Origin of the sequence: Nocardia wallacei, from assembly GCF_029868745.1 — a bacterium.
GTDB lineage: Bacteria > Actinomycetota > Actinomycetes > Mycobacteriales > Mycobacteriaceae > Nocardia > Nocardia wallacei_B.
Map to the genome: position 1 here is coordinate 1 of NZ_JARWOP010000118.1, position 26,636 is coordinate 26,636.

The following is a 26,636-nucleotide window of genomic DNA, read 5'->3' on the forward strand; positions in this document are numbered from 1 at the left end:
CAGGTCGGCCGCAACGTCGTGGAGATGGGGCCGCCGCCCCCCCCCCCGTGGCGCGCGGCCCTGCAGGCGGCCACCCCCGGTCGGCCGGGGCACATGATCAACTTCTGCGTCGCCATCTCGGGCGCCCGCCGGTTCGGAACCCGGTGGGCGCCTTGCTGTTCCGTCCCGCACGGGGTGCGGGAACGTGCAAAGGGTGCGGGAACCGCCTTTAGCTGGTCTTTCGTGATCCGCCGCGCTTACGATTGCGGTGCCGACGCGAGGGAGGGACGTAGACATGAATGTCATGGCTGTCGTACATCGTCATCGTGAGTTTCCCGGAGATCCGTACGAGCTGTGGGTGCGTGACGAGTTGGCCGATGTGCTGGACCTTCCCCACGACGGGACTCGGGTCGAAATCATCGGGGGGGAGATCGTTGTGGCACCAGGTCCGGACATCGCGCACAACGCGATTGTGAGTGACATCCAAGATGCGTTCGCGTTGGCCAAGGGCGCCGACTCGGCATTCTGCTGGCGGTGCATTCAGACGCAGGATCTGAATCTCAGCGACATCCACGACGGCTATATCCCGGACATGTGCGTGATGGACCAGGAGATATTGCGGCAGGCTCGTGCCGCGGCGCTGAAAAAGATCCTGCCCGGGCAGCTGGCACTCGCAATGGAAGTCACCTCGCCGTCGAACGCCGCGGAGGACAGGCAGCCCGGCGCTCGACGGACTCGCCCGAGCAAATGGAACGGCTACGCACGGGTGGGGATCGGCAATTATCTACTGGTCGACCGAGATCCGCAGACCGCTGTCGCGACGCTGTTCAGTGCCCCGGATCGCGAGACGGGCAGCTATCGCAAGTCGGTGTCCTGGAAGTTCGGCGAGACTATCGTGCTGCCCGACTCGTTCGGTGTCTCGATCCCGACCAACGAGTGGGAACCCTGGGGATAGCCGTCAGTCGCGGTGGTACGCGGCTTGGGCGTCGCGGATCGTGCCGATATTCGTTTCCAGGGTGACGATCAGGGCCTCGAGGTGCTCGGCGACCTGAGCGCCGAGGTCGGTGAGGGTGTATTCGACGCGCGGGGGGATGGACTGCTGGACCTCGCGGTGGATCATGCCGTCCCGTTCGAGGGTCTGCAGGGTCTGCGAGAGCATGCGCTCGCTGACACCTTCGACCCGGCGGCGTAGCGCGCTGAAACGGTAGGGGCCTTCGCGCAGGGCGACCAGCGCTAGTACGCCCCAGCGGCTCGCCACGTTCTGGAGTACGGGGCGGGAGACGCAGTTGCGGGCGAAGACGTCGGCCTCCAGCGTCGGGTCGGAGGCGTCCGCCGCGGTGGTCTGCCGGGTGGTCATGTCTCGATGCTACGCATTCGTTTGGTAGTGACGGAATATCTTGTACTAACTAATAGTTAGTGCTGGATATTCCGTACACAACAGGAGGTAGTCATGACCGTCGCCGTCACCGGAGCCAGTGGGCAATTGGGTCGTCTCGTCGTGGAAGCGCTGCTGCGCCGGGGCGCGGGGCCGATCGTCGCGATCGCGCGGGATCGGGTCAAGGTGGCCGACCTGGCCGAGCGCGGGGTCGAGGTGCGGGAGGCGTCCTATGACGATGCCGCGGCCCTCGATCGCGCGCTTGCCGGTGTGGACCGGGTTCTGCTGGTGTCGGGCAACGAGTTCGGCGCGCGCGTGGACCAGCACACCAATGTCGTGCGTGCCGCGGAGCGGGCCGGGGTGCGGCTGCTCGCCTACACCAGCATTCCGTACGCCACCGAGAACTCGATGATCCTGGCTCAGGAGCATCGCGGCACCGAGGCGGTACTCGCGGAATCCGCTGTGCCGCACGCGGTTCTGCGCAACGGCTGGTACTGGGAGAACTATCTGGGCGGCCTGGCGCCGACGGTGGACGGCGGCGTGCTCTACGGCGCCGCGGGCGAGGGCCGGGTGGCCGCCGCCGCGCGGGCCGATTACGCCGAGGCCGCCGCGGCGGTGCTGAGCGACGGCGAGCACGCCGGGGCGGTCTACGAACTCGGCGGCGACGAACGCCTCACCTATGCCGACCTCGCGCGGGTGATCTCCGAGGTGTCCGGCAAGCCGGTGCGCTACCAGGATCTGCCCGAAGCCGAATATGCCGCCGCACTGGAGAAGTCGGGCCTGCCCGCCGGATACGCGCAGGCGCTGGCCGACGCGGACACCGGAATCCGGGCGGGCCTGCTGGATGTGACCAGCGGTGACCTGCAGAAGTTGACCGGGCGCCCGTCGACTCCGGTGGCCGAGGTGTTTCGGGCCGCCCTGGCCGGGTAGGCGATCGATGCGCCGCCCGTGTCGGTGCGGCGCCCGTGGGATGGGATGGACGGGTGTTCCCGCGCAGGCGGAAACACCCGTTCCTCATTGTTCGGCGCCGGGTTCGCGTACCCACTGCACCAGCTGCACGACGATCCCGTTCGGGTCGATGCTCTGGAAGTAGCGCTCGCCCCAGGGTTCCGTCTCGATAGGTGTCACGATCGGGACGCCTTCGCGCCGGACTCGCTCGTACTCGGCGTCGATGTCATCGACGACGAACGCCACCAGCAGGCCCTGCCCGGCGGCGCCGGCGATCCGGGCCGGTTTGAACGTCGGCAACCCCGTGCGCAGGTAGATGAGGTTGAATCCGGCGTCGGGGCGACCCAGTGACACGAATCCGTCGGCGGACATCTGCACCTCGAAGCCGAAGTGCTCGACGAGGAACTTCGCCGATGCTTCCGGATCGGGCACGTTCAGGGAGATGGCGGATGCGGTGATATTCAAGGTGCCTCCTCGTCGGCCAGTAATTACCGTACTTAGTACGTTGTACTTTGTAGAGAAATTTCCGGCCGAGCGCACTGTGATCAGGAACACACCGGCTACGATCGTGCCGGAGGTGGCGAAGAGGTGCGAGAAAAGGGCGGAGAACGCAGCGGCGCCGGTGATCCGGCGCGCACGCTGGAGCTGCTGTGGCGGCAACCGGCGCGGACCTCGGGTCGTGGTCCGAAGCAGCGCAGCAGCGTCGACGCGGTGGTGGCGGCGGCGGTCGAGATCGCCGACGCGGACGGGCTGGAAGCGCTGACCATGCGCGCGGTGGCGGCGCGGCTGGGGCTGACGCCGATGTCCACCTACACCTACGTGCCGGGCAAAGCGGAGTTGCTCGACCTCATGCTCGACGCGGTATACGCGCGGATGCCGCGCGCCGATCTCGCCGGATTACCTTGGCGGGAAAGGGTTTCCGTCATCGCGACGGAGAACCGCGACATGCTCGCGCGGCACCCGTGGGTGGCCTATGTGCCCACCACCCGTCCGCCGCTGGGCCCCGGCGTGGCCGCGAAGTACGACCACGAACTGCGGGCCTTCGACGGTCTCGGCCTGGACGACGTGACGATGGACGCCGCACTCACCCACCTGCTCGGCTTCGTCACCTCCGTCGCCCGCATCGATATCGACACCCGGCGGGCGGCCGCCGACAGCGGCATGTCCGACCGCGAGTGGTGGGACCGCACGGCCCCCGTACTCGCCCGCGTCTTCGACCCGCACCGGTATCCCCTCGCCGCCCGCATAGGCGCCGCCACCGGCGCTGCCCACGACAGCGCCTACTCGGCCGACCACGCGTGGGAATTCGGATTGGCTCGAGTATTGGACGGCCTGACCGCGCTTATCGAGAAGCCTGCCCGCTGAAAGTGTCAGGGGACGAGTGGGTGGATCGGCTCGGCCCCCGATACCGGATGGCCTGGCTGCCGCGATCGACCAGCCTGCCCGCTGACCGTGCCCTATCACGGGACCAGCGGGCGGATCTGTTCGGCGACGAAGCGGACGAATTCCACCGGGTCCTGGTCGGCGCTGGGTTGCAGGACGACCGTGTCGGCACCGGCCTCGACCAGGTCGGCGACGGCAGCGACGATGGCCTGTGTGTCGCCCGCAATGCCGATGCGGTCGTCGGGGGAGGCATTGTCGGCCGACGGCTGTTCGCCCATGCGGAGTATCTCCGTTCGCAGCCGGGCCGCGGCGTCGGGGCCGGGCACGGTCAGCAGGTTGGCCAGGACGCGCGGGGTCTCGGTGCGGCCGGAGGCGGCCCGCCCGTCCTGGAGTAGTGCGACCGCGCGGCGCAGTGCGGCCGTCGAGGTGCTCGCCGTGAGGATCGCGCCGTCGGCGATCTCACCCACCAAGCGCAGCGTGCGCGGGCCCGTCGCCGCGGAGACGATGACCGGGGGCTGCGCCGGTGGCCAGTCGAGCGCGACGTTCTCGAGCCGGACGTAGCGGCCCTCGACCGTCAGCCGCTCGCCCGCGAGCAGCCGCCGCAACGCCTCGATATACTCGCGCAGCAGCGTGACCGGCGATTCGACCCGCGCGCCGACCTGCCCCATCCACTCCTGCACGCCGTGGCCCACGCACCAGATCCCGCGGCCGGGGAAGATCCGCTCCAGCGTGGCGATCTCCATGGCCGTGACCGCGACGTTGCGCAGCGGAACCGGCAGCACGCCGACGCCCACCCGCAACCGCTCCGTGCTCGCGAGCGCGACCGCGGCCGCCGAGACGCCACCCTCGAAAAAGCAGTCCTCCCACAGCCACAACTCCTCGAGCCCCACCTCCTCGGCCACCCGCGCCACCTCGCGCAAGGGCTCCGGCGGATTCTGCGGAAGGAAGACAGCGCCCAGAGTTGTCATACCCCGATGGTTACAGACCAGGCAGCCGGGACGCGCGGGCAGGGACCAGGAGCGATGACTCCACCGACAACGCGGCAGGCCCGAACGGTCGCGAGTGACAACGACCCCTCGAACATGCGTCTCCTAGTGGTCGGTCTGAATGCGCAGGGTGCCAATCGTGCTGGCCAGGCCCTCGTACTGGTTGACCAACAGGACGATTTCGATCAGGCGGCGTTCGTCGTAGTGGGTGGTCAGGTCCGACCACGAGGCGTCGTCCAGGTCGCGGGTCTCGACGAGTTGGTCTACGGCGGTGAGCAGGGCGCGCTCCTTCGGCGACCAGCCGGGCGCCTCGGGGCCGGTGCGGAGGCGGTCCAGGATCTCCGGGGTGATGCCGGCGCGCTTGCCCAGGCGGATGTGGTGGTCGGTTTCGTATTCGCACCGGCGTAGGTGGGCGACGCGCAGGATCGCCAGTTCGGTCTCGTAGCGGGGGAGCCGGCCGCCGGGCATCAGCCGGCCGGAGAAGTGCAGCCAGCCGCGGAACAGGCCGCCCGTGCGGCCGAGAGTGCTGAACAGGTGTGCGTCGGCCGTCCCGGCGGCACGCGAGATCACCTGCCAGATAGCCCAGTTGACGGGGCCCAGCTCGCGCAGGCGGCCCGGTTCGATGCGTGGCTTCGTCGACACCATGCCACACGCTAACAGCCGGGTTCGGCAGGGTGCCACACTTGGTGTACGGCAATGTTCATGGAGTGGGAGCGCCCCTAATCCCGCAAGGCCTGGCCCAGCCGGGTGAGTTCGAGGGCTTGGCGGGCGCGGACGAGCACGTGCGCGCGGGAGCTCAGAATGTGGGTGAGCAGGGTGTGCAGGGCCAGGTCCAGCTCGTCCGCCAGGATCTGTTCGGCAATCGCGATGTGCTCGGCGGTCATTCGCGCGATGCGCTCCGGAGTGGGAATGTCCAGCGAGCGAATCGGGCGGACCTTGGCGTGCACGGCGGTCAGGGCATCGGCGAGGGCCGCGTTGCCTGCCGCGGCGAGCAGCGTGGTGTGGAATTGCTCGTCGGCCGCGATCAGGGCGGTGCCCGGAACGGGCGGGTCGTCGCGCAGGCCGAGCCAGGTATCCAGCTCGCGGCGCACCGCCTGCTTGTCGTGCGACGCCGTATTCGGTTGCGGGACAGCGGCAATCGGACCGATCGGCGCGAACCGATCGACGTCGCCGTAGACCGGTGTATCGGACGGAATGCCCTGCCGGGCAGCGAACCGGATACGCCGAACGCCTCTCGCCTCCAACGTTATTCGCAGCTCGTACAGATCGCCCAGGTCGTCCAGGCGCGGACGGAAGGGGTACAGGCCGTCGTCGTGGCGTTCGACCAGCCCGTCCGCGAGCAGTCGCGCCAGCGCCTCGCGTACCGGTGTCCGTGAGACACCGTAACTTTCGGCCAGCCGTTCCTCGCCGAGCCGCGCGGTAGGAGCCACCAGCCCCGCGGCGAGATCACGGCGGAGGGCCCGATAGACCCTCTCACCCAACGAGATACGCCCCCTGCGCGCCATCCCGTTCGTCCGATCAGATCGCCATCGCCGCGCGCACCGCGGTCGCGGCGGCCGCCCCGCCCGCGCCGGAGGAGGCGACGCGCCCGGATTGCAGGACGTAGTACCGCCCGGCCTCCTGGAGCGCGAAACCGATGTGCTGCTCCACCAGCAGCACGCTCAGCCCGCCGCGGCGGGTCAGCTCCAGGATGGTGTGCTCGATCTCGGCGACCACCGACGGCTGGATGCCCTCGGTCGGTTCGTCCAGGATGAGCAGCTTCGGTTCGGTGATGAGCGCCCGCGCGATCGAAAGCTGTTGGCGCTGACCGCCGGAGAGCAGCCCGGCCTTGCGGTCCAGCAGTTCGCGCAGAGCGGGGAACAAGTCCAGCGACTCGCCGATCAGCGCCTTGCCGCGTGTGCGGCCGTCGGCGACCACCTGCAGATTCTCCGCCGTCGTCAGCTGCGGAAAGCACTGCTGGCCCTGTGGCACATAGGCGATTCCGCGGCGGACCCGGCGCGACGGGGACAGCTTCGTGATCGACTCTCCGTCGAAGCGGATCCGCCCCGACTTCACCGGCAGTAGCCCGACGGCGGCCCGCAGCAGCGTCGTCTTGCCCGCGCCGTTGTGGCCCATCACCGCCGCGACACCGTCGTCCGGAACCGTCAGCGAGACTCCGTGGATCACCTCCGTGCGGCCGTAACCGGCGTGCATGTCAATGATTTCCAGCATCGGCTGCCTCCTCGGCGTAGGTGGCCACGGCCGCGGCGGTGCCCAGGTAGACCTCCTGCACCTTGGGGTCGGCCTGCACCTGCTCGACCGTGCCCGCACTGAGCACCCGGCCGCCGGCCAGCACGGTGACCGAACTCGCGTAGGCGCGCATGAAGTCCATATCGTGCTCGACGACGATGACAACGCGGTCGGAGCCGATGCGCCGCAACAGGTTTCCGGTCTCCTCGCGTTCCTCGGCGCTCATCCCGGCCACCGGCTCGTCGAGCAGCAGCACCGCGGCGTTCTGCACCAGCAGCATGCCGATCTCCAGCCACTGCTTCTGGCCGTGGGCGAGCACCCCGGCGGGCCGATCCCGCAGCGCGGTCAAACCGGTTGTCTCCAAGGCGGACTCGATGGCGGGCAGCACGGACCGCCGCCGCCTCAGCAGGGTGAGCGCGGAACGGCCCGCCCCGGCGGCGATGTCGAGGTTCTGGAGCACGGTCAGCTGTTCGAAGACACTGGCCGTCTGAAAGGTACGGCCGACGCCCAGCCGAGCGATCCGGTGTACTTTGCGGCCCAGCAGTTCCGTGCCCGATTTCCGTGCCGAGCCGGTGGCGGGCACCAGGCCGGTGATCGCGTCGATCAACGTGGTCTTGCCCGCGCCGTTGGGGCCGATCAGGAATCGCAGATCGCCCTGCAGGACAGTGAGATCGACTCCGGACAGCGCCTGGAATCCGTCGAAACTCACCGACAGATCCCGGATTTCGAGGTACTCGCTGTTCATTCCCGCATTGCCGCCGAACTTCGGTGCGAGGTCGTCGTCGGTCATCGGACTTCCACCTTCGTCTCCACCTGAGCGTCCCCGGTCGCGACCGGTTCCGTGTCCGCGGGCTCCGTGTCCCTCGAGCGCCGGAGCCGGCGCACCGAATCCCTTGCCAGCGGCCAGAAACCGGCGAGCCCGGCCGGAATGAACCCGACCACCACGATGAACAGCACGCCCTGCAGATAGGTCCATCCGGACGGAAAGTGCTCGGAGAACGTGGTCTGCGCCCACGCCACCCCGATCGCGCCCAGAACCGGCCCCAGCAGTGTGGTCCGGCCGCCGATCGCGACGCCGATGAGGAACACGATCGACGGCACCACCCCGATGTCGGCCGGGGAGATGATGCCCACGATCGGCGTGAACAGCGCGCCCGCGATCCCGGCGAAGAACGCCGCCACCACGTACGCCACGATCTTGATATCGGCGGGGTCGTAACCGAGGAACCGCACCCGCTCCTCCTGATCGCGCACCGCCACCAGCAACTCGCCGTACCGGCTGCGCATCAGCTGCCGGGCCACGGCGACCACCAGCAGTAGCGCCGCCGCCGCGATGAAGAACAGCATCCGCCGGTTCACCGGATCGCTGAGCCGGAAACCGAAGAAGGCGCGGAAGTCGCTGAGCCCGGTGAAGCCGCCGACGGCCTGCTGCCCGGTGAGCAGGATGGCCAGCGCCGCCGTCAGGGCCTGGGACAGGATGGCGAAGTACGCGCCCTTGACCCGGCGCTTGAACACGCCGAACCCCAGCAGCGCGGCGAGCAGGGCGGGCAGCACCAGGATCCCCAGGATCGCCACCGGCGCGGATGCGAAAGGTCGCCAGTACGAGGGCAATTCGGTGATACCGGCGATCTGCATGAATTCCGGGACGTCCTGGTGCAGCCGGACGGCGTCGGCGAGTTGCAGGTGCATCGCCATGATGTAGGCGCCGAGACCGAAGAACACGCCCTGCCCCAGCGTCAGCATTCCGCCTCGGCCCCAGGCCAATCCGATGCCGACCGCCACGATGGCGAAACACAGGAACTTGGCGAGCAGCCCGAGTCGGAAATCGCTCAGCACGGCCGGCGCCACCGCGAACAACACGACCGCCGCGAGCGCGAAACCGCCGAGGGTCCGGACGTGGCCGCTCATGCGAGGCTCCGCGTCCGCACGGTGAACAGCCCCTGCGGGCGCACCTGCAGGAACACCACGATCAGCGCGAAGACGATCACCTTCGCCACCGAGGCGGTCGTGGAGTACTCGATGAACGAATTCAGCAGTCCCAGTGCGAAGGCCGCGAGCACCGTGCCCTTGATCTGCCCGAGGCCACCGATGACCACGACCAGGAAGGCGTCCACGAGATAGCTCTGTCCGATGGTCGGGCTGGTGGATCCGATCAGCGTGAGCGCCACACCCGCGACCGCCGCCAGCCCGGACCCGAGGAAGAACGTGCTGACGTCGGTCGTCCGGCTGGAGACGCCGCTGGTCTCCGCGAGATCGCGGTTCTGCACGACGGCCCGGATACGCCGCCCGAGCGGCGTCGCCTTCAGCGCCACGGCCAGCGCGGCCACCGCGACGACCGCGAGCACGAGGATGAAGATGCGGGTCTTGGGCACCACGCTGCCGGCGATGGTGAGGCCGCCCGACAGCCAGTCCGGCGCCACCACGTTCTTGGCGGGCGCCCCGAAGATGCTGCGCGCCAACTGCTGAAGTATCAGCCCCACCCCGAAAGTCACCAGCAGGGTGTCCAGCGGGCGGTCGTACATCCAGCGGATCAGGCCCATCTCCAGGGCCGCGCCCAGCAGGCCACCGACCAGGAAGCCCGCGAGCAGCGACACGATCAGCGCCGCGCCGGTCGCGTGAATCACCTGCTGCACAACGAATGTCGTGTAGCAGCCCGCCATGATGAATTCGCCGTGCGCCATATTGATCACGCCCATCTGACCGAAGGTCAGCGACAGGCCCAGCGCCGCCAGCAGCAGAATGGAACCCAGGCTCAGCCCGGTGAACAGCTGCCCGATCACCACTTCCATAGGGAATACCTCGATTTCGAGTCGATCGACCGGTGCGGTCCCGGCGACGGGATATCGAACGGAACCGCACCGCCCCTCATCGATGGCCTGCTACTTGAGTCCCTTGGCCCACTCGTAGGACTTCAGGTACGGGTCCGGCTGGATAGGCGTGCCGGAGTCCCACACCGTGTAGATCAGGCCGTCAGCGTGGATTTCACCGATCCGCGCCGTCTTGGAGATGTGGTGGTTGGAACCGTCGACCGTCACGGTGCCCTCGGGCGCGTCGAAGGTGACGCCGTCGGCGGCGTCCTGGACCGCGCCGACCGTGAACGACTTGGCCTTCTCCACCATGTTCTTCCACAGGAACACCGAGGTGTAGGCGGCTTCCATGGGATCGGAGGTGGGTTTGTCGGCGCCGTAGACGGACTTGTAGGCATCGACGAAGGCCTTGTTCTGCGGGCTGTCGACGGTCTGGTAGTAGTTCCACGCGGTGAGCTGCCCGGCGATGTGCTGCGGGCCGATACCGGTGACCTCCTCTTCGGCGATCGATACCGAAATCACCGGCATCTCGGCGGCTTTCAGCCCGGCGTTGGCGTACTCGCGGAAGAAGGCCACATTGGAGTCGCCGTTGAGGGTGTTGAACACCGCGCCCGCCTTGGCGTTTCGTACCTTGTTGACGATTGTGGAGAAATCGGTGGATCCCAGTGGCGCGTAATCCTCGCCTTTGATCTCCATGCCGTTGGCCGCCGCGTACGCCTTGATCTCGCGGTTCGCTGTCTGCGGGAACACGTAGTCACTGCCGACCAGATACAGCGACGTGATGCCCTTCTGTTTCAAATAGTCCAGCGCCGGAAGGATCTGCTGATTGGTGGTGGCCCCGGTGTAGAAGATGTTCTTGCTGTCCTCGAGACCTTCGTACTGCACGGGGTAGAACAGCAGCGAGTTCAGCGATTCGAACTTGGGCTTCATGGCCTTGCGGCTGGCAGACGTCCATCCCCCGAAAACCGCTGCGACGCAATCGGAGCTGATCAGCTTCTCCGCCTTCTCCGCGAACGTCTTCGGATCCGACGCCCCGTCCTCGGGCACAATCTGTATCTGCTTGCCCAATACCCCACCCGCGGCATTGACCTGGTCGACCGCCAGCTTGGTGGCGTTGGCGACGGTAACCTCGCTGATCGCCATGGTGCCGGTCAGCGAATGCAGCGATCCGATCTTGATCGTGTCCTTGGAGGTGTCCACGCAGGACGCCGCGGCCGAAGCGGTTTCGGCGTCGTCACGAGAACCGCAGCCGGACAGCAGTAGTGCCGACAACGCCAGCGCGGTCGGCGCGGCGACGATCTTCGATATCCGGCGGGTGTGTACGCGACGAACGTCACGAGAATCTGACATGGGCGAACCCTCTTCTCACTCATCAAATTTCGGCGGTGTCCTCGCACCGCGCCGGACCGCGCGCTGTCCCGGGTCGAATCCCTGACGGGAGACGGGCGTTGTATACAGCGTTTGTATCCGTTGCGAAGAGTAAGCGGAAAGTGTTGCGCCCGAATATTTGTCGATGACGGCCTTGTTGCGAACGTTTCGGTGACGTGAAATCTGGAGAATATGATCTTCAGCGCAGCACGTACGGGGAGATGGAACTGCGGTGCTCGCTGATGTCGAGGGATTTGCCCAGTGGGGGAAAGGCGCGCTGGGGGCAGTTGGTGCGCTCGCAGACCCGGCAGCCCGCGCCGATGGGGGTGGCCTGGGGGTCGTTGAGGTCCAGTCCGTCGGCGTACACGACGCGGCCCGCGTGGCGCAGCTCGCAGCCGAGGCCGATGGCGAAGGTCTTGCTCGGCTCGCCGTAGCGGGTGGCGCGCCGTTCCACGGTGCGCGCGATCCACAGGTATTTGCGGCCGTCGGGCATCTGGGCGATCTGGGTCATGATCCGGCCCGGATAGGCGAATGTCTCGTAGACGTTCCACAGCGGGCAGGTGCCGCCCGAGGAAGAGAAGTGGAAACCGGTGGCGGACTGGCGTTTCGACATATTTCCGGCGCGGTCCACGCGTACGAACGAGAACGGCACGCCGCGTAGTTTCGGTCGCTGCAGGGTCGAGAGCCGGTGGCAGATCGTCTCGTAGCTCTGGGTGAAGAACGCCGACAACCGCTCGATGTCGTACCGGAAATCCTCGGCGACCTCGTGGAAATACGAATACGGCAGCACCACGGCGGCGGCGAAGTAGTTGGCCAGTCCCAGTTGCGCGAGCGTGCGGGAATCCTCCGAGGCGAAATTGCCTTCCTCCACGAGCTTTTCGATCAGCTCGCCGCATTCGAGATAGGCCAGTTCGGCGGCGAGCTTGAACACGCGCTGCCCGCCGGACAGGTGCGGGGCGATCTCCAGCCGCCGCGCCTCGGGGTCGAAGCGGTGCAGCACGCCCTCGCCGAGATCGATGCGCTCGACGATCTGCACGCCGTGCGCGGTGGTGAGGCGGCGGGCGATCTCGCGTTTGAGATCACCGCCGTGGAAGCGCATCCGGGTGGCGAGTTCCTCTGCGGCAGTGTCCAATTCGTGGATGTAGTTCTGCCGCTGATAGAAGAAGTCGCGCACCTCCTCGTGCGGGCGGGAGATGGCGCCCGAGCCGCTGCCGTCGGAGAATCGGTCCTCGGTGGCGGCGGCCAGCTGGGCCGTGGTGTTGCGGTAGCGGCGGTGCATGTTCACCATCGCCCGGGCCAGGCTCGGATGCGCCGAGACCATCTCCGCGATCTCCTGGGCGTCGGCCTCGATGGCCAGTTCCTGGTCCATCACCACTTCCTGCAGTTCGGCGATGAGACGGGTGTCGTCCTGGGAGGAGAAGAACCCGGCGTCGACGCCGAACACCTCGCTGATGCGCAGCAGCACCGGCACCGTGAGCGGGCGCACGTCGTGCTCGATCTGATTGAGGTAGCTCGCCGAGATCTCCAGCTTCTTGGCGAGCGAGATCTGGCTCAGCCCGCGCTCGGTGCGCAGCTGTCGCAGCCGTGCACCGACGAAAGTCTTGGCCATTCGTCCAGTTTATGGGTGGTTTCGCAGCTCTGCAAACATTCGATTAACAAGCCCGTCCGCCGCCGTGTCGGACTCGCGGGTTACGGTCGGACTCGTGCTGTTGTCGCAAGTAGTCGAGGCGTCGGGCGCCGTGCGCGCGACATCGTCGCGCAAGAGCAAGATTGCCACACTGGCCGGACTGCTGAAGCAGGCCGAGCCGGCCGAACTCGCCCCGGTGGTGGCATGGGTGTCGGGGGAACTGCCGCAGGGCCGGATCGGCACCGGCTGGCGCACGCTCACGGCCTTGGCCGTGACGCCCGCGGCGGAACCGAGCCTGACCGTCCCGGCCGTGCACACCACGTTCGACGAACTGGCCGGGATCGGCGGCTCCGGATCGGCGGAGCGCCGCCGGGAGTTGCTGGCGGGCCTGTTGTCCGCGGCGACGGCGGCCGAACGGGATTTCCTCGTGCGACTGCTGACCGGTGAGCTGCGCCAGGGCGCCTTGACCGCGATCGTCGCCGAGGCGGTCGCCGTCGCCGCCGACGTACCCGTCGACCTGGTCCGCCGCGCGCACATGCTGTCGGGGCGATTACCCGTGACCGCGGCGGCCGCGATGACCGGCGGCGCGCCCGCCCTGGCGGAATTCCGGCTGGAGGTCGGCCGCCCGATCCAGCCGATGCTCGCCTCGCCCGGCGGCTCGCTCGCGGAGGCCTTCGACGAATTCGGCGGGGAGGTGAGCGTCGAGCACAAACTCGACGGCGCGCGAATTCAGGTGCATCGCAAGGGAAGCCGGGTGTGGGTGTTCACCCGGACGCTGCGCGAGATCACCGGCAACGTGCCCGAACTGGTGGATCTCGTCGCCGGATTGGACTGCGAGAGCGTGGTGCTGGACGGCGAGACGCTCGCGCTCACCGACGCCGGACGCCCCCGCCCGTTCCAGGAGACGATGAGCCGCTTCGCGCTGACGCCCGCCGAGGCCGAGGAGGCCGACACCGCGGCCGCGGCACTGGGCCAGTCGGTGCCCGCCGCGACCTCCACGCGCGACCTGCTGCTGCATCCGTACTTCTTCGACTGCCTGCACCTCGACGGCACCGATCTGCTCGACGCCCCGCTGTCCGAGCGGCGTTCGGCGCTCGCGGCGGTGGCGGGTGCGCACACGATTCCGGCGCTGGTCGCGCCGGATGCCGCGGCGGCGGCCGAATTCGCCGAGGGCGCGCTCGCGGCGGGGCACGAGGGCGTCGTGGTCAAATCGCTGGCCTCGCCCTACGCCGCCGGCCGCCGCGGCCGCGCCTGGCAGAAGATCAAGCCCACGCACACCCTCGACCTGATCGTGCTCGGGGCCGAATGGGGCTACGGCCGCCGCACCGGCTACCTGTCGAATCTGCATCTCGGCGCGCGCGACCCCGACGGCGGCCTCCCGATCATGGTCGGCAAGACGTTCAAGGGCCTGACCGACGCGCTACTGCGCTGGCAGACCGAGGAATTCCCACGCCACGAACGCGCCCGCGACGACCACACGGTGTACCTGCACCCCGAACTGGTGGTCGAGATCGCCCTCGACGGCGTACAGGTCAGTCCCCGCTACCCCGGCGGCGTGGCCCTACGCTTCGCCCGCGTGCTGCGCTACCGCCCCGACAAGGAGCCCGCCGACGCCGACACCATCGAGGCAGTACGCGCGCTGCTACCGGGTGGTGCGGCCGCGGCGGAGTGAAGCGCGATCCACAACAGGTACGGGAATTTGGTGCCTGATCCAGGTAGGTCGCAGCAATCCCTTGTCATCCCGGCATGCTTTTGGCCGGGATCCAGCCGCGCGGTGTGGATCCCGGCCGAGAACGTGCCGAGATGACGGCCCCGTTTTTGTGTAGGTGTTCCTGGTCGTCGGTACTGGGCCGCGCAGTGCGGCGTCGGCTTCCGGGCGCCCGGTGCGGCGGGCCGATCGGCATCCGCAAAACCAACCAATCGGTATGTAAGATTCGATGCCCCGTCGCCCTCGCCGGCGGATGCGGCGCGCCGGTCAGCGTACACAAAACCAACCAAAGGGTATGTAGGGTTGGACGTCCCGCTGTCCTCGGCGGCGGGTGCTCGGCGATCGATGCGGAATCGGCGGAGGCCCGGCTGTGGGCGGGCGAGCACATCGGGGAGTGGACGTGGCGAGTGCGCGGCGGATGGTTGCCCGGGTGTGGACGGTGGCTATGGCGGTGGTGACGGCTCTGACCATGGTCGGCGCGGAGCGGTCGGTGGTTCGTGCGGATCTGCTCGACGACTTCGTGAACCCGCCGCACGTCCTCGATTCGGTGCTGCCGACTCCGCTGGACGATCCGTTCTACATTCCGCCACCGGGGTTCGAAAAGCGCTCTGCGGGAACCGTTCTCGCATCCCGGGCCGTACGCAACTGGTTTCCGGTGCCGGTGCGTTCGATCGAGTTGCTGGTCCGGTCCACGAATGCCAAGGGTGAACCGGTGCCCGTGGTCGCCACCCTGCTGACGCCGCAAAAGCCTTGGAGCGGAACGGGTTCACGGCCGCTGGTGTCCTACAACATCCCGATCTCCTCGCTCGGGAACAGTTGTGCGCCGTCGCGGCAGTTGCAGGAGGGGGTGCAGGCCGATCAGCTGTCGATCGGGCTGCTGCTGGCCCGCGACTACGCCGTGGTCGTGCCCGATCACCAAGGTCCGCGCCAGGCGTACGCGGCCGGGCGGATGGGCGGCCACGCCGTGCTGGACGCGCTGCGGGCGGTCGGACGCCTCGGCGTCGCGGAGGTGCGGCCGGATTCGCCGATCGTGATGAGCGGCTACTCCGGCGGGGCCATCGCGACGGGGTGGGCGGCGCAACTGGCCGGAACGTACGCGCCGGAACTGCCGCTGGTCGGTTCTCTGATCGGTGGCGTGCCCGCCGATTACGACAGGTTGCGGCGCTCCATGGACGGGGGCACCGGTGCCGCCGGAATCTTCCTCGCCGCGGCGCTCGGGCTGGCCCGCGAGTACCCCGAACTGCTGACGCTGCTCAACGACAACGGCTGGCGGCTGGCGCACGCGTTCAAGGATCTCTGCGTTGGCGGCGAATCCGTGCTGGGTTTGCTGGCTGCCTTGAAGGTCGAAGACCTTACCGACGTGCCCGACCCGACGGCATTACCCATGGTGCGAAAGATATTGGCGGACAATCGGCTAGGCGCTTTCGCGCCGAAGTCGCCCGCCCTGATTTACCACGGCGTCAACGAGTTCTGGATACCGTTCGAGCAGGCCCGGAATCTGTACGACGATTGGTGTGGTCGCGGCGCCCGGGTCCGGCTGGATCCGCTGCCGGGTGAACATTTCGTCGTCGGCGCGCTCGCGATCCCCGCGACCGGCGCGTGGGTGGCGGACCTATTCGCCGGTCGGGCGGTGCCGCCGGGCTGCTCGGTGGCCGGCTGACAGCGGATTCACAGCCGGATCGCGGCGGATCTCGAGGCTGTCGAGACACGATGAATTCGCCGGACCGACCGGCACGGATCAGCTGCCCTGATCCAGCCTTCCCCGCAGACGGCGGCGCCGCTCCCCTCGCCGGCGCCGCCGTTCGGATCCACCGGCGGTCAAGGCTTTTCAGTGTTCGTAGGAGTGGTCGCCGCTGAGGTCGGGTAACCGGCACAGTCCGGCGGAGACGTCGGCGGCGAGATCGTCGTAGGCGGTCGCCAGTTCCGACAACCGCCGCCAGGCCTCGCGGACCGTCGATTCGGGGGCGTCGGTCAGCGTCAGGTAGGCCAGCGCGGAGAACTGCGCCAGCCGATCCACCACGGTCCCCACGGTCTCGGTATGTAATCGCGCACCACCGTGCGCACGCGGTAATTGCGTTGCGACCCACTGGTCTATCTCGTGCACCAGCCGGGCACGATCGCGATCGATGCCGCGCACGGCACTCGCTGTCCCGCCGAGCCGCTGTTCGTGCAGCTCGGCCAGCCGACAGGCACAGCGCAGCACGAAGTTATCGTCCTGCGCCGTCCCGCGGCATGCCTCCAGGAGGCTGTGTTTGAGTGGGAGCGATTCCACGGCGGTCATCCTGCACGCCGAATGTTTCCGATCGGCAACGGGATTCGATGCCGGACCGTGATCTAGGTAGACGCGGAGGCTTGCCCGTAACGCCGCCTCGCACGTCAGACCATTTTCGCCACACCGGTTTCCGCACTCGCGGCGCGCGAAATTCGATAGGCGGTTCGGTCTCGAGGTAGTGCTCGCGTGGTCAGGGACGGAAGGTGGTAGGGAGACGGCGGCGACCGCGGACTATTTCCTCGATGAGTGCGTCGTATGCGTCGGCGAGCTTGTTCAGCAGCAGAACTGCCATGCCGTGTGCGTGGTCGTCGTCGGCGTGTGCGGTATGGGCATCGGTGCAGTGCCAGGCCAGTCTGTCCACGATGGTGCCGATCGTTTCGGTATGTAAGGGAGCTCCCCCCGACGGCATCGGGGTGACGAACAAACGGCCAAAAGCACGTCCTTGCCGGGCAATCTCCACTCGCCGGTTCCGGCGTTCATCGCGGGCCGTCCTGACGGTCGGCCCACGCGATGATTTGGAACATTCCGCGCCGATTGGCGTACGACATATGCGAGAGATACCACTTCACGATCTCGTACTGCCGGTCGAATTCAGCCACGTCCGTTGCTTCTCGCGATACGCGAGCCGTTGGACGCACCGGACGGCCAGTTCGACCTAGCGTAGGTCCCCGAATCCCCCTGCCCCGTTTGCAATCTGCCCATCAGGGCCCTTTCCCCTTCCGCGCCAAAAGCATCCTTGGACTGATCGCGACGCGTAGCGTTGGGCGAAAGGCAACCAGGGATCTGTTGATCGGTATTTCCGAGGAGTTTGCGGGTGAACGACCTGTCCGGGGCCATGTGGTTCAAGTCCAGTCGCAGCGGCTCGCAGAAGGAGTGCGTAGAGGTGGCGCACTTGGATGGAGGGATGGTCGGGATGCGTGACTCCAAGGACCAGGCCGGTCCGGCGCTGATCTTCCACCCGGCCGAGTGGGACGCCTTCACGGCCGGTGTGAAAGACGGCCAGTTCGACCGAGCGTAGTCCCGAAACCGCTGTCTCACACCAGTTCCACCCGCACCCCCGTCTCCCGGATATGAGCGATGTGGGCGGGGTTGGCGGCCGTGTCGATTACCAGGATGTCGATGTCCTCGATGGGGCAGATGCGGGCTAGGGCTGTGCGTTCCAGTTTTTCGGCTGTGGCTACGACGATTACTCGGTGGGCGCGCCTTGCCATTTCGGCGTTGATGCCTGCCTCGTCGAGGTGGCGGCACTGGGCGCCGCCCTCGGCGGAGAGGGCGTCGACGCCGAGAACTACGGTGTCCAAACGTAATTCGGCGAGGGTGCGTTCGGCCAAGGGGCCGTGCAGTTCGTAGGACTCGCGGCGGGCCATGCCGCCGAGGCAGATGGTGCGCAGTTGCGGGCGCAGCACCATCTCACCGGCGATGTTGAGGGCGTTGGTGACGATGGTCATCTGGTGGTCGGCGGAGTTCGGCAGGTCCGGGCGTCCGGCGAGGGCGCGTGCCACCGCTGTGGTGGTGGTGCCGCCGTTGAGTCCCACCACCTCCGCCGGATCCAGCAGTCCCGCAGCGTATTCCGCGACTCGCTGCTTGGCCGCGTCGCCGCTGCGGTACCGGGCGGGTAGCTCGTAGGCGACCTGGCTGGCGACGATGCCGCCGTGCGTGCGGGTGGCCAACTGCTGGTCGGCCAGCGCCGTGAAGTCGCGGCGGATGGTGGCGGGGGAGACCCCGAGCCGCTCGGCGGCCTGCTCCACCGACAGCCGTCCGGTATCGGCCAGCAGCTCCAGCAACCGGTTCCAGCGCTGGGATCGATCGGTCGCGGCGGTCATTTCACGCTACCGGCGGTCAGGCCGGCGACCAGGCGCTTCTCGATGAGCGCGAACAGGATGACAACGGGCACGATGCCGACCGTAGAGATCGCGAAGACATATTGCCAAGCCGTGTCGTACTGCCCGATGAACTTCGTCAAGGCCACCGACAGCGGCTGGTTCTCCGGCGTGGTCAGGATCACCAGGCTGGCCGCGAACTCGTTCCAGCACGACACGAACGCGAAGATGGTGGCGGTGACCAGGCCCGGCCACACCAGCGGCAGGCTCACCCGCGCCAGGGTCTGCCACCGGCTCAGCCCGTCCAACTGGGCGGCCTCCTCGATCTCCACCGGCACCGAGGCGAAGAAGCTGTGCAGGATCCACACCGCGAACGACAGGTTGAACGCCGAGTTCACCAGGATCATCGCGAGCCACGTGTCATTGATGCCGAGGGCGAAGAACTCCCGGAGCAGACCGGTCACCAGCACGGTCGGCTGCAACATCTGGGTCACCAGCACCAGTCCCAGAAACGCCGCCTTGCCCGGAAAGCGCCGTCGCGCCGTGTAATACGCGGCCGGGATCGCCACCGCCAGTACCACCAGGGTCGCGCACACCGCGATCACCACCGTGCTCACCAGATTGAACGGCAGCGGTGTCTCCGGGGTGTCCCACACGGTGGAGTAGTTGCCGGGGAGCCACTCCCGCGGCAGGTACGTCGGCGGAATGCGCAGGATCTCCGAACGTGGTTTCAGCGAGCCCAGCACCATCACCACGTACGGGACGAGAAAGATCGCCGCGATCACGGCACCGACCACCGTCAGGTCCCAGCGTCGGCGGCCCGTCCTCGAGGTCGTCACCGTGCGCTCTCCTCCCCGGCCGGACGGATCAGTTTGACGTAGACCGCGATGATCACCGCGATCAGCGCGAAGTTCAGCACGCTCATCGCGGCGGCCGTGGCGACCTGCTGGTTCTGCCGAATCAGCTTGAACGTCAACGTGGTCGTGGTGTCGGCGGAGAAGCCCGCGATGCTGCCGGTGAGCACCTGCAGAATGGGCAGCGAGTTGAATACGTTGATGATGTTGATGACCGTCGCGACCGCGATGGCCGGGCGCAGTTGCGGCAGTGTGAGATAGCGGTAGCGCTGCCAGGCCCCGGCTCCGTCCACCCGTCCGGCCTCGTCCAGTTCGGCCGGAATCGCTTGCAGCCCGGCGAGAATCGCGTAGGTGGTGAACGGGACGGATACGAACACCGCGACCCCGATCGCCACCAGGAACGCCGGTCCCGCCTCCTTGGTGAAGCCGAAACCCCGGTCCAGCACGCCGATGTCGACCAGGAAGCGATTGGCGAGGCCCACGTCGGGGTCCAGTAGGTAGGCGAAGATCGTCGTGGTCATCACCACCGACGCCGCCCAGGGCACCAGGATCGCCATGCGCACCGCGGTGCGGCCGGGGAAATCCTTGTTCAGGAACTGGGCCAGCGCCGCCGACAGCGCCAGCGTGAGCACCACGACCGCCACCACCCAGACCACGGTGTGCAGGAGCACGCCACCCAGTTCATCGATGGCGAACAGCGCACGGAAGTTGTCCAGCCCGGCGGGCCCGCGGTCCTGGCCGTAGGCGTTCAGCGCGCGCGTGGAGGTCCACAGCATGTAGCCGACCGGAAAGGCCACCACACCCGCGACAAGTATCAGCACCGGGCCGATCCACGGCAGCGCCCGCAGCGTCGCGGCGGATCGGCGACCGGATGTCACTGTGGCGCCGCTCAATTCGCCGCCTGCTGGATCTTCCGCAGTACCGCGGCCGGATCGGCGCCCTGCGCGACGGTGCCCATCTGCTGCCGGATGGCACCCTGTGCCGCACCCCATTTCGGGTTGTTGCTGGGGTAGAAGCGGGCCACGGGCAACGTGGTCGAGAAGGCCTGCACGACGGGGTCGTCGGCCATCGCCGCGGTGCCGCTGGTGGTGATCGGGATGAAGTGCTCGCTCCGCACGAACTTCGAATAAACACCGGCGGAATAGAAGTAGTCGAGGAACTTCCTGATCGCCTCGGTCTTGGCGCCGTCCTTCTTGAATGCCATCAGATGGTCGGCGACGCCGAGGGTCACCGGGGCGCCGGTCTCGGTGGGGCTCGGCGCGGTGGCGTACTTCAGGGCGGGATTCTTCTGCGCGATCATCCCGATCACCGGGGGCAGGCCCTCGATCATGCCGATCTTGCCCTGGATGAAGGCGTTGATGACATCCTTACGGTCGGTGGCCCCCGGATTCGGCTGTGTCACACCGGCATCGGCGAGTGACTTCATCGCTCGCACGCCCGTGGTGTTGGCGGGGGTGTCGACGGTGATCGCGTCGCCGTCCGACCAGTTTCCGTCCGCGCCGAAGGTCCAGATCGAGGTTTCGCCCTGGGCCTCCTCGCTGCCCAGTGGCAGTCCGTAGCCGGACACGCCACCGCCGAGCGCCTGAATGCGGCGGGCGGCGTCGGTCAGTTCGGCCCAGGTCTTCGGCGGCGCGGTGATGCCGGCCTGCGTGAACAGGTCGGTGTTGTAGAACAGGGTGCGGGTGGACGCGAACAGCGGTAGCGCCCACTGGGTTCCGTTGATCGAGGCATTCCGGGCGAAATCGGGCTGGATATCGCCGAGGACGGCGGGCGAGGTCACCTCGGTGGCCGGGTAGAGCTGGCCGTCGGTGGCGAAGGTGGAGTAGGCGTCGATATTGAGCAGGTCAGGGGTGGTCGATTGGGACTGCAACTTGGTCCGCACCACGTCGTTGATCGAATCCCACGACTCGATCTGCAGGTTCACCTTGATACCGGGGTTCTGCTGCTGGAAGTCGGCGATGATCCGGTCCCACTCCGACTTGGTACCGTCGCTGTAGCTCGGTGCCAGGAAGGACAAGGTGTTCGGGTCCGAGTCGTCGGCATTGCCGCCACCGAAACCGCAGGCGGAGATCGCCAGGGTGAGGCCGGTGCACAGCGCTATCGACGAGAACACGCCGCGGAGTGGACGTTTCACGAGTAGAACCTTTCGAGGCGAAACGATTCGGTTGGGCAGAGGTTAGCGCTAACACTGATCGAATGTGACCGGTTTGAGTGTAAATTTGACATGAACGATCACCGGGTTGATTCTGGTGTGGTGCCGACCTCCGCCGATCGAATCGCCAGGACCCACCTCGCCGCCGAGGTGGCCACCCAGCCGGACGATTGGACGCGCGCCGCGTCGATCGCCGCCGAGCACGCCGCGCTGCTACCCGCACCGGGCGAGCGGGTGGCCGTCATCGGTTGCGGCACTTCGCTGTTCATGTCCCGCGCGTTCGCGGCGCTGCGGGAGGCGGCCGGGCAGGGGCTGACCGATGCCTGGCCCGCCGCTCAGGTGCGCACCGGTCGCGACTACGACCGCTACCTGGTGATCTGCCGTTCCGGGACCACCACCGAGGTGATCGAGGCGATGCGCGCCATCCCCTCGGGTGTGCCGCGCACCGTCCTCTGCTCGAGCCCGGGCACTCCGGTGCTCGAGCTGGGCGACGCGATCTTGATCCAGGAGGTGGACGAGCGGTCCGTGGTGCAGACGCGCTTCGCGACCACGGCACTGGCGATTCTGCGCCGCCATCTGGGTGAGGATCTGGACCCGGCGGTCGCGCAGGCGCGCGAGGTGCTGGCGGAAGACCCGGCGAGCCTGCCCGCCGCCGTCCGCGGTGCCGAGCAGATCACCTTTGTCGGAATGGGTTTCGCGGGTGCGCTGGCCGAGGAGGCGGCGCTGAAGCTGCGGGAATCCTGCCAGGCTTGGGCCGAGGGCTACCTGGCGACCGAGTACCGGCACGGTCCGATCAGCATCGCCGCGCCGGGTCGTGCGGTGTGGGCGCTGGGGCCGGTGATTCCCGGTTTGGCGGACGAAATCCGCGCTACCGGAGCGCATTTCGAGCACCGTGACATCGACGCGATGGCCGACCTGGTGCGAGTGCACCGGCTGTGCTCGCTGCGCGCCGCCGACCTGGGCCTGGATCCCGATCACCCGCGCGGCCTGAACCGCTCGGTCGTCCTCGACTGACCGTCGTGACCAGCGTCGAGCCGTCGGATCTGGTGCTGGCCTTGGATGTCGGCGGTACCACGACCAAGGCGGAGATCACCGATGCCGCCGGGGTGGTGCTGAGCGCGGGCGCGGTGCCGACGCCGTGCGGGGCGGCGGCGTTCGACGCGATGGGTGAGCTGGGCGCCGGTGTGCTCGCGGAATTGCCTGCGGCGCAGCGTGAGTCGGTGGCGCGGGCGGCCGTGGTGCTGCCCGGTATCGTCGATCCCGCCCGTTCGCTGGCGGTGTTCAGCAGCAATATCGGCTGGCGGGACGTGCGGGTGGGTGACCGTTTCAGTGAGCGCTGGGACATGCCCGTGCTGATCGAGCACGATGTGGCGGTCGCGGGCTGGGCCGAGTGGCGCCACGGCGCGGGCCGCGGTCGTGCCGACGTCTGCGTGCTGATTCTCGGGACCGGGATCAGCGGCACACTCTCGGTGGGCGGACGTCTGGTCCGCGGCGCCGCCGGGCAGGCGGGCGAATACGGCCATATTCCGGTGCGTCACCGCGATGGTCTGCCCTGTCCGTGCGGCAGTATCGGCTGTGTGGAAACCGTGGCCTCCGGCACCGCCATCGCCCGGGCGTATCGCGACCGCACCGGACGCGAAATATCCGGCGCGGAGGCGGTTTTCGCCGTCCTGGACAGCGACCCCGACGCCCGCGCCGTGGTCGACGACGCCGTGGACGCCCTCGCCGAGGGCCTGTTCGGCGTCGTCCACGCCACCTGCCCCGAACTGATCGTGCTGGGCGGCGGCCTCGCCGGTGCGGGCACCCGCCTGACCACGGCCCTACAAGACCGCCTCACCCGACTGCTCCGAGTCGCCCCCGCCCCCCGAGTGGTGCTCGGCGAGTTCGGCGCCCGCGCCGGGCTGGTCGGCGCGGCTCACTACGCCCGCACGGGGGTCCTGGAATGACGGTGGCTGGGGTGGCGGAGATGGTTGGTGACGGGGTGATGTACCTGCGGGGGAGGATCGTTTCGGCGTCGTGTGTGCTGGATGACGGTGTGGTGTCGGTGCGCGGGGATCGCATCGTGGGTGTGCGGCCGTTCACGGAATGGACTGCTGCGCAGGGTAACTCCGAGACGCCGGAATTTCTGGGGACCATCGTGCCGGGGCTGGTGGACATTCACAATCACGGCGGGTTCGGGTATCGGTTCGATACCGTGGACGCGGCCGAGGCCAGGGCGGCGGCGGAGTTCCATCAGCGGCAGGGATCGACCAGTGTGGTGGCGAGCGTGGTCACCGGCGCGCCCGACGACATGGTGGCGCAGACGGCCACCCTGCGCGCGGTGGCCGAGGAAGGCGTGCTCGCGGGCATCCATGTCGAAGGACCGTTTCTCTCCGAAGTGCGCTGTGGCGCACAGGATCCGCGATTTCTGATCGATCCCGACCCCGTCCTGATCGAGCGGTTGCTCGCGGCGGCGGGAGGCCATCTACGCGTCATGACGCTCGCCCCGGAGCGCCGCGGGTTCGACACCGCGGCCCGCCTGCTCGTCGCCCATGGCGTGGTGGTGGCGCTCGGCCACAGCGACGCCGATTACGCCGCGTTCCGCAGCGCGCTGGCGCCCGGCGGACCCGGCACCCTGGTCACCCACCTCGCCAACGGCATGCCGCCGCTGCATCACCGCGCGCCCGGCCCGGCCGCCGCCGGACTGGTCGCCGCCGCCGAGCGCCGGGCGATCGTGGAACTCATCGGCGACGGCGTCCACGTCGAATCTGGCTTCGCCGCACTGGCTTTCGCCACCGCGCCGGGCCGTGTGGCCTTGATCACCGACGCCATGCAGGCCGCCGGACTGCCGGACGGTGACTACCGGCTCGGCCCGCAACCGGTCCGGGTGACCGGCGGCGTCGCCCGCGTCGCCACCGGCGCCATCGCCGGCGGTACCGCCACGCTGCTGCAATGCCTGCGCTGGGCGGTCCGCGACTGTGGTCTGCCGCTGCTCGACGCGGTCGTCGCCGCCACGTCGACACCGGCCGCAGCGGCCGGACTGGACGATGTCGGCGATCTGCGACCGGGCCTGGCCGCCGATGCGGTGGTGCTCGACGAGAAACAGGGGTTGCGTCGCGTCCTACGCCATGGACAGTGGTTGACGTGATCCTCACCGTGACGATGAACCCCGCCTACGACATGACCTACCGCGTGGAGCGGTTCGAACGGGGCCGGGCGCATCGGGTGCTGTCGGTCGAGCAGCGCATCGGCGGCAAGGGCATCAACGTGACCCGCGTACTCAATCAACTCGGGAAGTACTCCCGCGCGACGGGCTTCTCCGACCACGTCTTCGCGGCCGCCGCCGAACTGGAACTGCCGGTGGATTTCGTGCACGCGCTGCCGTGGGTGCGGCGCACGGTGGTGATCAGTGAATCCGGGGACGGCACCGCGACCGCGCTCTGGGAACCCGGTGCCCGGGTAGGTGATCCGTACGCGGTCGAGCAGCTGCTGGTCCGCGTCACCGGCCTGCTGCCCAACACCGACGGCATGGTGATCGCCGGGTCGCAGCCCGGCGGGGTCGGCGACTCGGTTCCGGCCCGCCTCGCTCGTGTCGCGCTCGAGGTCGGCATCCCGACCATCTGCGACGTCGACGGGCGGGCGCTGCAGATGGCGGCCGAGGTGCCCGGCGTGGTGCTGATGCCCAACCGCGACGAACTGCACCGGCTCACCGGGGTCCACGCCGACACCACCGGTGAGGTGGTCGCGGCGGTGCGCCCGCTGGTGGATCGCGGCGTGCGCGCGGTGATCGCGACTCGCGGCGCCGACGGCATGGTCGCGGTCACGGCCGCCGGCGCGTGGTCCGCGGCGCTGTCCGCACCGGTCGCGGGAAATCCGACGGGCGCGGGCGATGCCGCGACCGCCGCGGTGATCGCCGCCCTGGCCGCCACACCGGAACCGGACTGGCCCACCCTGCTCGCCGACGCGGTGGCGACTTCGGCTGCCGCCGTGGTCATTCCGGTAGCGGGGGAGATCGATCGCACCCAGCGCGACCGGCTGGCGCCGAAGGTCGTCGTCACCGGCCTACCCAGCACCGCCCAGGAATCCGCACCGTGACTCTGCTGCCCGTCCCCGACCTCATCGCCGCGGCCCGCCCCGGTGCGCTGGCGGCCTTCAATGTCATCACCCTCGAGCACGCCGAGGCCATCGCCGCCGCGGCCGCCGCCGCGAAACGTCCTGCGGTACTGCAAATTTCGGAGAACACCGTGCGCTACCACGGCGGGCTGGGCCCACTGGCGCGCGCGTGCCTGGCGATCGCCGCCGACAGTCCGGCCGACCTGGCCGTCCATCTCGATCACGCGAGCTCTCACGAATTGATCAGGGCCGCAGCGGATCTCGGTATCCGGTCGGTCATGTACGACGGCTCGGCCCTGCCCTACGCCGACAATGTGGACAGCACCGCGGCCATCGCGCGCTGGTGCCGGGCGCGCGGCGTCTTCATCGAAGCCGAACTCGGTGCGATCGGCGGCAAGGACGGCGCGCACGCCCCCGGCGTACGCACCGACCCCGACGAGGCCGTGGCCTTCGTCGCCGCCACCGGCGTGGACGCGCTCGCCGTGGCCGTGGGCTCCTCGCACGCCATGCACACCCGCGATGCGCGGCTCGACGACGAGTTGATCGCCCGGCTCGCGGCGAAGGTGCCCGTCCCCTTGGTGCTGCACGGGTCTTCCGGAGTTCCGGACGCGGGCCTGCGGTCGGCCGTCCGTCACGGCATGACCAAGATCAACATCGCGACCCGCCTGAACATCCTGCTGGCCCGTGCCGTGCGCGAGGCGCTCGCCGCCGATCCGAAGCTGTCGGACCCGCGCCGCTATCTGGGCGCGGGCCGCGAGGCCGTGCGGCAGGAAGTGGAACGGTTGCTGTACGTGCTCGCGTAGGGCGGCATCGCGCCCCCCGGTCGGCTGGGCCGTTCGCTCGGCAGCCGGATGCTGCGCTCGGGGATGTGTCCCGGTCTTGTCGCCGCTCCTACCTCCTCGCCGCCATGGCCTCGGCCATCTCGCTCTCCATGATCATCGCCCGGTCATCGGCGCGCTCGATGACGTCCGACCATCCGGCTGCGGCGAATCCCCACCGCACAAAGGGACCTAAGTCGGCCATGCCGATGCCCATG

29 protein-coding genes are annotated in these 26,636 nt (G+C 68.4%); 11 read left to right on the forward strand and 18 right to left on the reverse strand.

All coding sequences use genetic code 11. The features are described 5' to 3' along the window. The first annotated feature begins 283 nt into the window (after positions 1-283). On the forward strand, positions 284-934 hold the full coding sequence (locus QH470_RS09060) for a Uma2 family endonuclease (RefSeq protein WP_280271836.1): 651 nt from the start codon (positions 284-286) through the stop codon (positions 932-934). 3 nt (positions 935-937) lie between these two features. Here QH470_RS09060 and QH470_RS09065 read toward each other — a convergent pair whose 3' ends face one another. Continuing rightward, positions 938-1,336, reverse strand: a complete 399-nt coding sequence (locus tag QH470_RS09065; RefSeq protein ID WP_280271837.1) for a winged helix-turn-helix transcriptional regulator — start codon at positions 1,334-1,336, stop codon at positions 938-940. A gap of 93 nt (positions 1,337-1,429) precedes the next feature. On the opposite strand from QH470_RS09065, the gene QH470_RS09070 reads away from it, so the two are divergent. Further along, the gene (locus QH470_RS09070; RefSeq protein WP_280271838.1) at positions 1,430-2,284 is read left to right on the forward strand and encodes an SDR family oxidoreductase; all 855 of its coding nucleotides are present in this window, start codon (positions 1,430-1,432) and stop codon (positions 2,282-2,284) included. A gap of 84 nt (positions 2,285-2,368) precedes the next feature. Here the strand turns inward: QH470_RS09070 and QH470_RS09075 are convergent, their stop codons facing one another. Further along, positions 2,369-2,767, reverse strand: a complete 399-nt coding sequence (locus tag QH470_RS09075) for a VOC family protein (protein WP_280271839.1) — start codon at positions 2,765-2,767, stop codon at positions 2,369-2,371. Positions 2,768-2,890: 123 nt separating this feature from the next. Between QH470_RS09075 and QH470_RS09080 the strand changes: the two genes are divergently transcribed. Then, positions 2,891-3,667, forward strand: a complete 777-nt coding sequence (locus tag QH470_RS09080) for a TetR/AcrR family transcriptional regulator (protein WP_280271840.1) — start codon at positions 2,891-2,893, stop codon at positions 3,665-3,667. 95 nt (positions 3,668-3,762) lie between these two features. Here QH470_RS09080 and QH470_RS09085 read toward each other — a convergent pair whose 3' ends face one another. The 9 genes from QH470_RS09085 to ramB all read right to left on the reverse strand — a co-directional run bounded on the left by QH470_RS09085 (position 3,763) and on the right by ramB (position 12,684). Next, on the reverse strand, positions 3,763-4,653 hold the full coding sequence (locus QH470_RS09085; protein ID WP_280271841.1) for an LLM class flavin-dependent oxidoreductase: 891 nt from the start codon (positions 4,651-4,653) through the stop codon (positions 3,763-3,765). A 123-nt stretch (positions 4,654-4,776) separates the two neighbouring features. Then, positions 4,777-5,316, reverse strand: a complete 540-nt coding sequence (locus QH470_RS09090) for a carboxymuconolactone decarboxylase family protein (RefSeq protein ID WP_280271842.1) — start codon at positions 5,314-5,316, stop codon at positions 4,777-4,779. Between the two features lie 74 nt (positions 5,317-5,390). Continuing rightward, positions 5,391-6,176: a GntR family transcriptional regulator gene (locus QH470_RS09095; protein WP_280271843.1), complete on the reverse strand. Its 786-nt coding sequence runs from the start codon at positions 6,174-6,176 to the stop codon at positions 5,391-5,393. A 13-nt stretch (positions 6,177-6,189) separates the two neighbouring features. Continuing rightward, positions 6,190-6,882, reverse strand: a complete 693-nt coding sequence (urtE, locus tag QH470_RS09100) for an urea ABC transporter ATP-binding subunit UrtE (protein WP_280271844.1) — start codon at positions 6,880-6,882, stop codon at positions 6,190-6,192. Continuing rightward, positions 6,866-7,690: an urea ABC transporter ATP-binding protein UrtD gene (gene urtD, locus QH470_RS09105; RefSeq protein ID WP_280271845.1), complete on the reverse strand. Its 825-nt coding sequence runs from the start codon at positions 7,688-7,690 to the stop codon at positions 6,866-6,868. Before urtD ends, urtE begins: the two co-directional genes overlap by 17 nt. Then, on the reverse strand, positions 7,687-8,808 hold the full coding sequence (gene urtC / locus QH470_RS09110) for an urea ABC transporter permease subunit UrtC (RefSeq protein WP_280271846.1): 1,122 nt from the start codon (positions 8,806-8,808) through the stop codon (positions 7,687-7,689). Before urtC ends, urtD begins: the two co-directional genes overlap by 4 nt. Further along, positions 8,805-9,689, reverse strand: coding sequence for an urea ABC transporter permease subunit UrtB (gene urtB, locus QH470_RS09115; RefSeq protein WP_280271847.1), 885 nt, complete (start codon positions 9,687-9,689; stop codon positions 8,805-8,807). Before urtB ends, urtC begins: the two co-directional genes overlap by 4 nt. A gap of 90 nt (positions 9,690-9,779) precedes the next feature. Then, on the reverse strand, positions 9,780-11,057 hold the full coding sequence (gene urtA, locus QH470_RS09120) for an urea ABC transporter substrate-binding protein (RefSeq protein ID WP_280271848.1): 1,278 nt from the start codon (positions 11,055-11,057) through the stop codon (positions 9,780-9,782). A 217-nt stretch (positions 11,058-11,274) separates the two neighbouring features. Continuing rightward, positions 11,275-12,684 (reverse strand): acetate metabolism transcriptional regulator RamB, encoded by a 1,410-nt coding sequence (gene ramB / locus QH470_RS09125; RefSeq protein WP_280271849.1) that lies wholly within the window; start codon positions 12,682-12,684, stop codon positions 11,275-11,277. 94 nt (positions 12,685-12,778) lie between these two features. Here ramB and QH470_RS09130 point away from each other — a divergent pair, with 94 nt between their 5' ends. Next, on the forward strand, positions 12,779-14,374 hold the full coding sequence (locus tag QH470_RS09130; RefSeq protein ID WP_280271850.1) for an ATP-dependent DNA ligase: 1,596 nt from the start codon (positions 12,779-12,781) through the stop codon (positions 14,372-14,374). 436 nt (positions 14,375-14,810) lie between these two features. Further along, positions 14,811-16,070, forward strand: coding sequence for a lipase family protein (locus QH470_RS09135; RefSeq protein WP_280271851.1), 1,260 nt, complete (start codon positions 14,811-14,813; stop codon positions 16,068-16,070). A gap of 168 nt (positions 16,071-16,238) precedes the next feature. Here QH470_RS09135 and QH470_RS09140 read toward each other — a convergent pair whose 3' ends face one another. From QH470_RS09140 to QH470_RS09150, 3 genes are all read right to left on the reverse strand, one after another. Next, positions 16,239-16,682: a DUF4254 domain-containing protein gene (locus tag QH470_RS09140; RefSeq protein ID WP_400180962.1), complete on the reverse strand. Its 444-nt coding sequence runs from the start codon at positions 16,680-16,682 to the stop codon at positions 16,239-16,241. A gap of 190 nt (positions 16,683-16,872) precedes the next feature. Continuing rightward, on the reverse strand, positions 16,873-17,043 hold the full coding sequence (locus QH470_RS38435) for a hypothetical protein (RefSeq protein ID WP_280271853.1): 171 nt from the start codon (positions 17,041-17,043) through the stop codon (positions 16,873-16,875). Between the two features lie 115 nt (positions 17,044-17,158). After that, positions 17,159-17,281: a hypothetical protein gene (locus QH470_RS09150; protein ID WP_280271854.1), complete on the reverse strand. Its 123-nt coding sequence runs from the start codon at positions 17,279-17,281 to the stop codon at positions 17,159-17,161. 236 nt (positions 17,282-17,517) lie between these two features. On the opposite strand from QH470_RS09150, the gene QH470_RS09155 reads away from it, so the two are divergent. Beyond that, the gene (locus QH470_RS09155; RefSeq protein WP_425302639.1) at positions 17,518-17,700 is read left to right on the forward strand and encodes a DUF397 domain-containing protein; all 183 of its coding nucleotides are present in this window, start codon (positions 17,518-17,520) and stop codon (positions 17,698-17,700) included. Between the two features lie 16 nt (positions 17,701-17,716). On the opposite strand, the gene QH470_RS09160 is transcribed toward QH470_RS09155, so the two are convergent. The 4 genes from QH470_RS09160 to QH470_RS09175 are packed head-to-tail and all read right to left on the reverse strand — an operon-like array spanning position 17,717 to position 21,490. Beyond that, positions 17,717-18,505: a DeoR/GlpR family DNA-binding transcription regulator gene (locus tag QH470_RS09160; protein ID WP_280271856.1), complete on the reverse strand. Its 789-nt coding sequence runs from the start codon at positions 18,503-18,505 to the stop codon at positions 17,717-17,719. Next, positions 18,502-19,341, reverse strand: coding sequence for a carbohydrate ABC transporter permease (locus QH470_RS09165; RefSeq protein WP_280271857.1), 840 nt, complete (start codon positions 19,339-19,341; stop codon positions 18,502-18,504). Before QH470_RS09165 ends, QH470_RS09160 begins: the two co-directional genes overlap by 4 nt. After that, positions 19,338-20,234: a carbohydrate ABC transporter permease gene (locus QH470_RS09170; RefSeq protein WP_280271858.1), complete on the reverse strand. Its 897-nt coding sequence runs from the start codon at positions 20,232-20,234 to the stop codon at positions 19,338-19,340. The genes QH470_RS09165 and QH470_RS09170 overlap by 4 nt, the downstream gene beginning before the upstream one ends. Before the next feature lie 11 nt (positions 20,235-20,245). After that, positions 20,246-21,490: an extracellular solute-binding protein gene (locus QH470_RS09175; protein ID WP_280271859.1), complete on the reverse strand. Its 1,245-nt coding sequence runs from the start codon at positions 21,488-21,490 to the stop codon at positions 20,246-20,248. A gap of 120 nt (positions 21,491-21,610) precedes the next feature. Between QH470_RS09175 and QH470_RS09180 the strand changes: the two genes are divergently transcribed. Genes QH470_RS09180 through QH470_RS09200 form a run of 5 tightly spaced genes read left to right on the forward strand, consistent with a single transcriptional unit; the run spans position 21,611 to position 26,403 of the window. Further along, the gene (locus tag QH470_RS09180) at positions 21,611-22,522 is read left to right on the forward strand and encodes an SIS domain-containing protein (protein ID WP_280271860.1); all 912 of its coding nucleotides are present in this window, start codon (positions 21,611-21,613) and stop codon (positions 22,520-22,522) included. 5 nt (positions 22,523-22,527) lie between these two features. Next, the gene (locus tag QH470_RS09185; protein WP_280271861.1) at positions 22,528-23,454 is read left to right on the forward strand and encodes an ROK family protein; all 927 of its coding nucleotides are present in this window, start codon (positions 22,528-22,530) and stop codon (positions 23,452-23,454) included. 20 nt (positions 23,455-23,474) lie between these two features. Then, positions 23,475-24,635 (forward strand): N-acetylglucosamine-6-phosphate deacetylase, encoded by a 1,161-nt coding sequence (locus QH470_RS09190; protein ID WP_280271864.1) that lies wholly within the window; start codon positions 23,475-23,477, stop codon positions 24,633-24,635. Beyond that, entirely contained in the window at positions 24,623-25,582 is a 960-nt protein-coding gene (locus tag QH470_RS09195) for a hexose kinase (protein WP_280271862.1), read from the forward strand. The genes QH470_RS09190 and QH470_RS09195 overlap by 13 nt, the downstream gene beginning before the upstream one ends. After that, complete coding sequence (locus tag QH470_RS09200) at positions 25,579-26,403, forward strand: class II fructose-bisphosphate aldolase (RefSeq protein WP_280271863.1); 825 nt, start codon at positions 25,579-25,581, stop codon at positions 26,401-26,403. The genes QH470_RS09195 and QH470_RS09200 overlap by 4 nt, the downstream gene beginning before the upstream one ends. The last annotated feature ends 233 nt before the right edge of the window (positions 26,404-26,636 follow it).

What these genes read in the sequence shown, in the direction of transcription:
- QH470_RS09065 (WP_280271837.1), bottom strand. Translation starts at nt 1,336, where the DNA reads ATGACCACCCGGCAGACCACCGCGGCGGACGCCTCCGACCCGACGCTG.
- QH470_RS09085 (WP_280271841.1), bottom strand. Translation starts at nt 4,653, where the DNA reads ATGACAACTCTGGGCGCTGTCTTCCTTCCGCAGAATCCGCCGGAGCCC.
- ramB (WP_280271849.1), bottom strand. Translation starts at nt 12,684, where the DNA reads ATGGCCAAGACTTTCGTCGGTGCACGGCTGCGACAGCTGCGCACCGAG.
- QH470_RS09095 (WP_280271843.1), bottom strand. Translation starts at nt 6,176, where the DNA reads ATGGCGCGCAGGGGGCGTATCTCGTTGGGTGAGAGGGTCTATCGGGCC.
- QH470_RS09070 (WP_280271838.1), top strand. Translation starts at nt 1,430, where the DNA reads ATGACCGTCGCCGTCACCGGAGCCAGTGGGCAATTGGGTCGTCTCGTC.
- QH470_RS09090 (WP_280271842.1), bottom strand. Translation starts at nt 5,316, where the DNA reads ATGGTGTCGACGAAGCCACGCATCGAACCGGGCCGCCTGCGCGAGCTG.
- QH470_RS09160 (WP_280271856.1), bottom strand. Translation starts at nt 18,505, where the DNA reads ATGACCGCCGCGACCGATCGATCCCAGCGCTGGAACCGGTTGCTGGAG.
- urtB (WP_280271847.1), bottom strand. Translation starts at nt 9,689, where the DNA reads ATGGAAGTGGTGATCGGGCAGCTGTTCACCGGGCTGAGCCTGGGTTCC.
- QH470_RS09060 (WP_280271836.1), top strand. Translation starts at nt 284, where the DNA reads ATGGCTGTCGTACATCGTCATCGTGAGTTTCCCGGAGATCCGTACGAG.
- QH470_RS09190 (WP_280271864.1), top strand. Translation starts at nt 23,475, where the DNA reads ATGGTTGGTGACGGGGTGATGTACCTGCGGGGGAGGATCGTTTCGGCG.
- urtD (WP_280271845.1), bottom strand. Translation starts at nt 7,690, where the DNA reads ATGACCGACGACGACCTCGCACCGAAGTTCGGCGGCAATGCGGGAATG.
- QH470_RS09155 (WP_425302639.1), top strand. Translation starts at nt 17,518, where the DNA reads ATGTGGTTCAAGTCCAGTCGCAGCGGCTCGCAGAAGGAGTGCGTAGAG.
- urtC (WP_280271846.1), bottom strand. Translation starts at nt 8,808, where the DNA reads ATGAGCGGCCACGTCCGGACCCTCGGCGGTTTCGCGCTCGCGGCGGTC.
- urtE (WP_280271844.1), bottom strand. Translation starts at nt 6,882, where the DNA reads ATGCTGGAAATCATTGACATGCACGCCGGTTACGGCCGCACGGAGGTG.
- urtA (WP_280271848.1), bottom strand. Translation starts at nt 11,057, where the DNA reads ATGTCAGATTCTCGTGACGTTCGTCGCGTACACACCCGCCGGATATCG.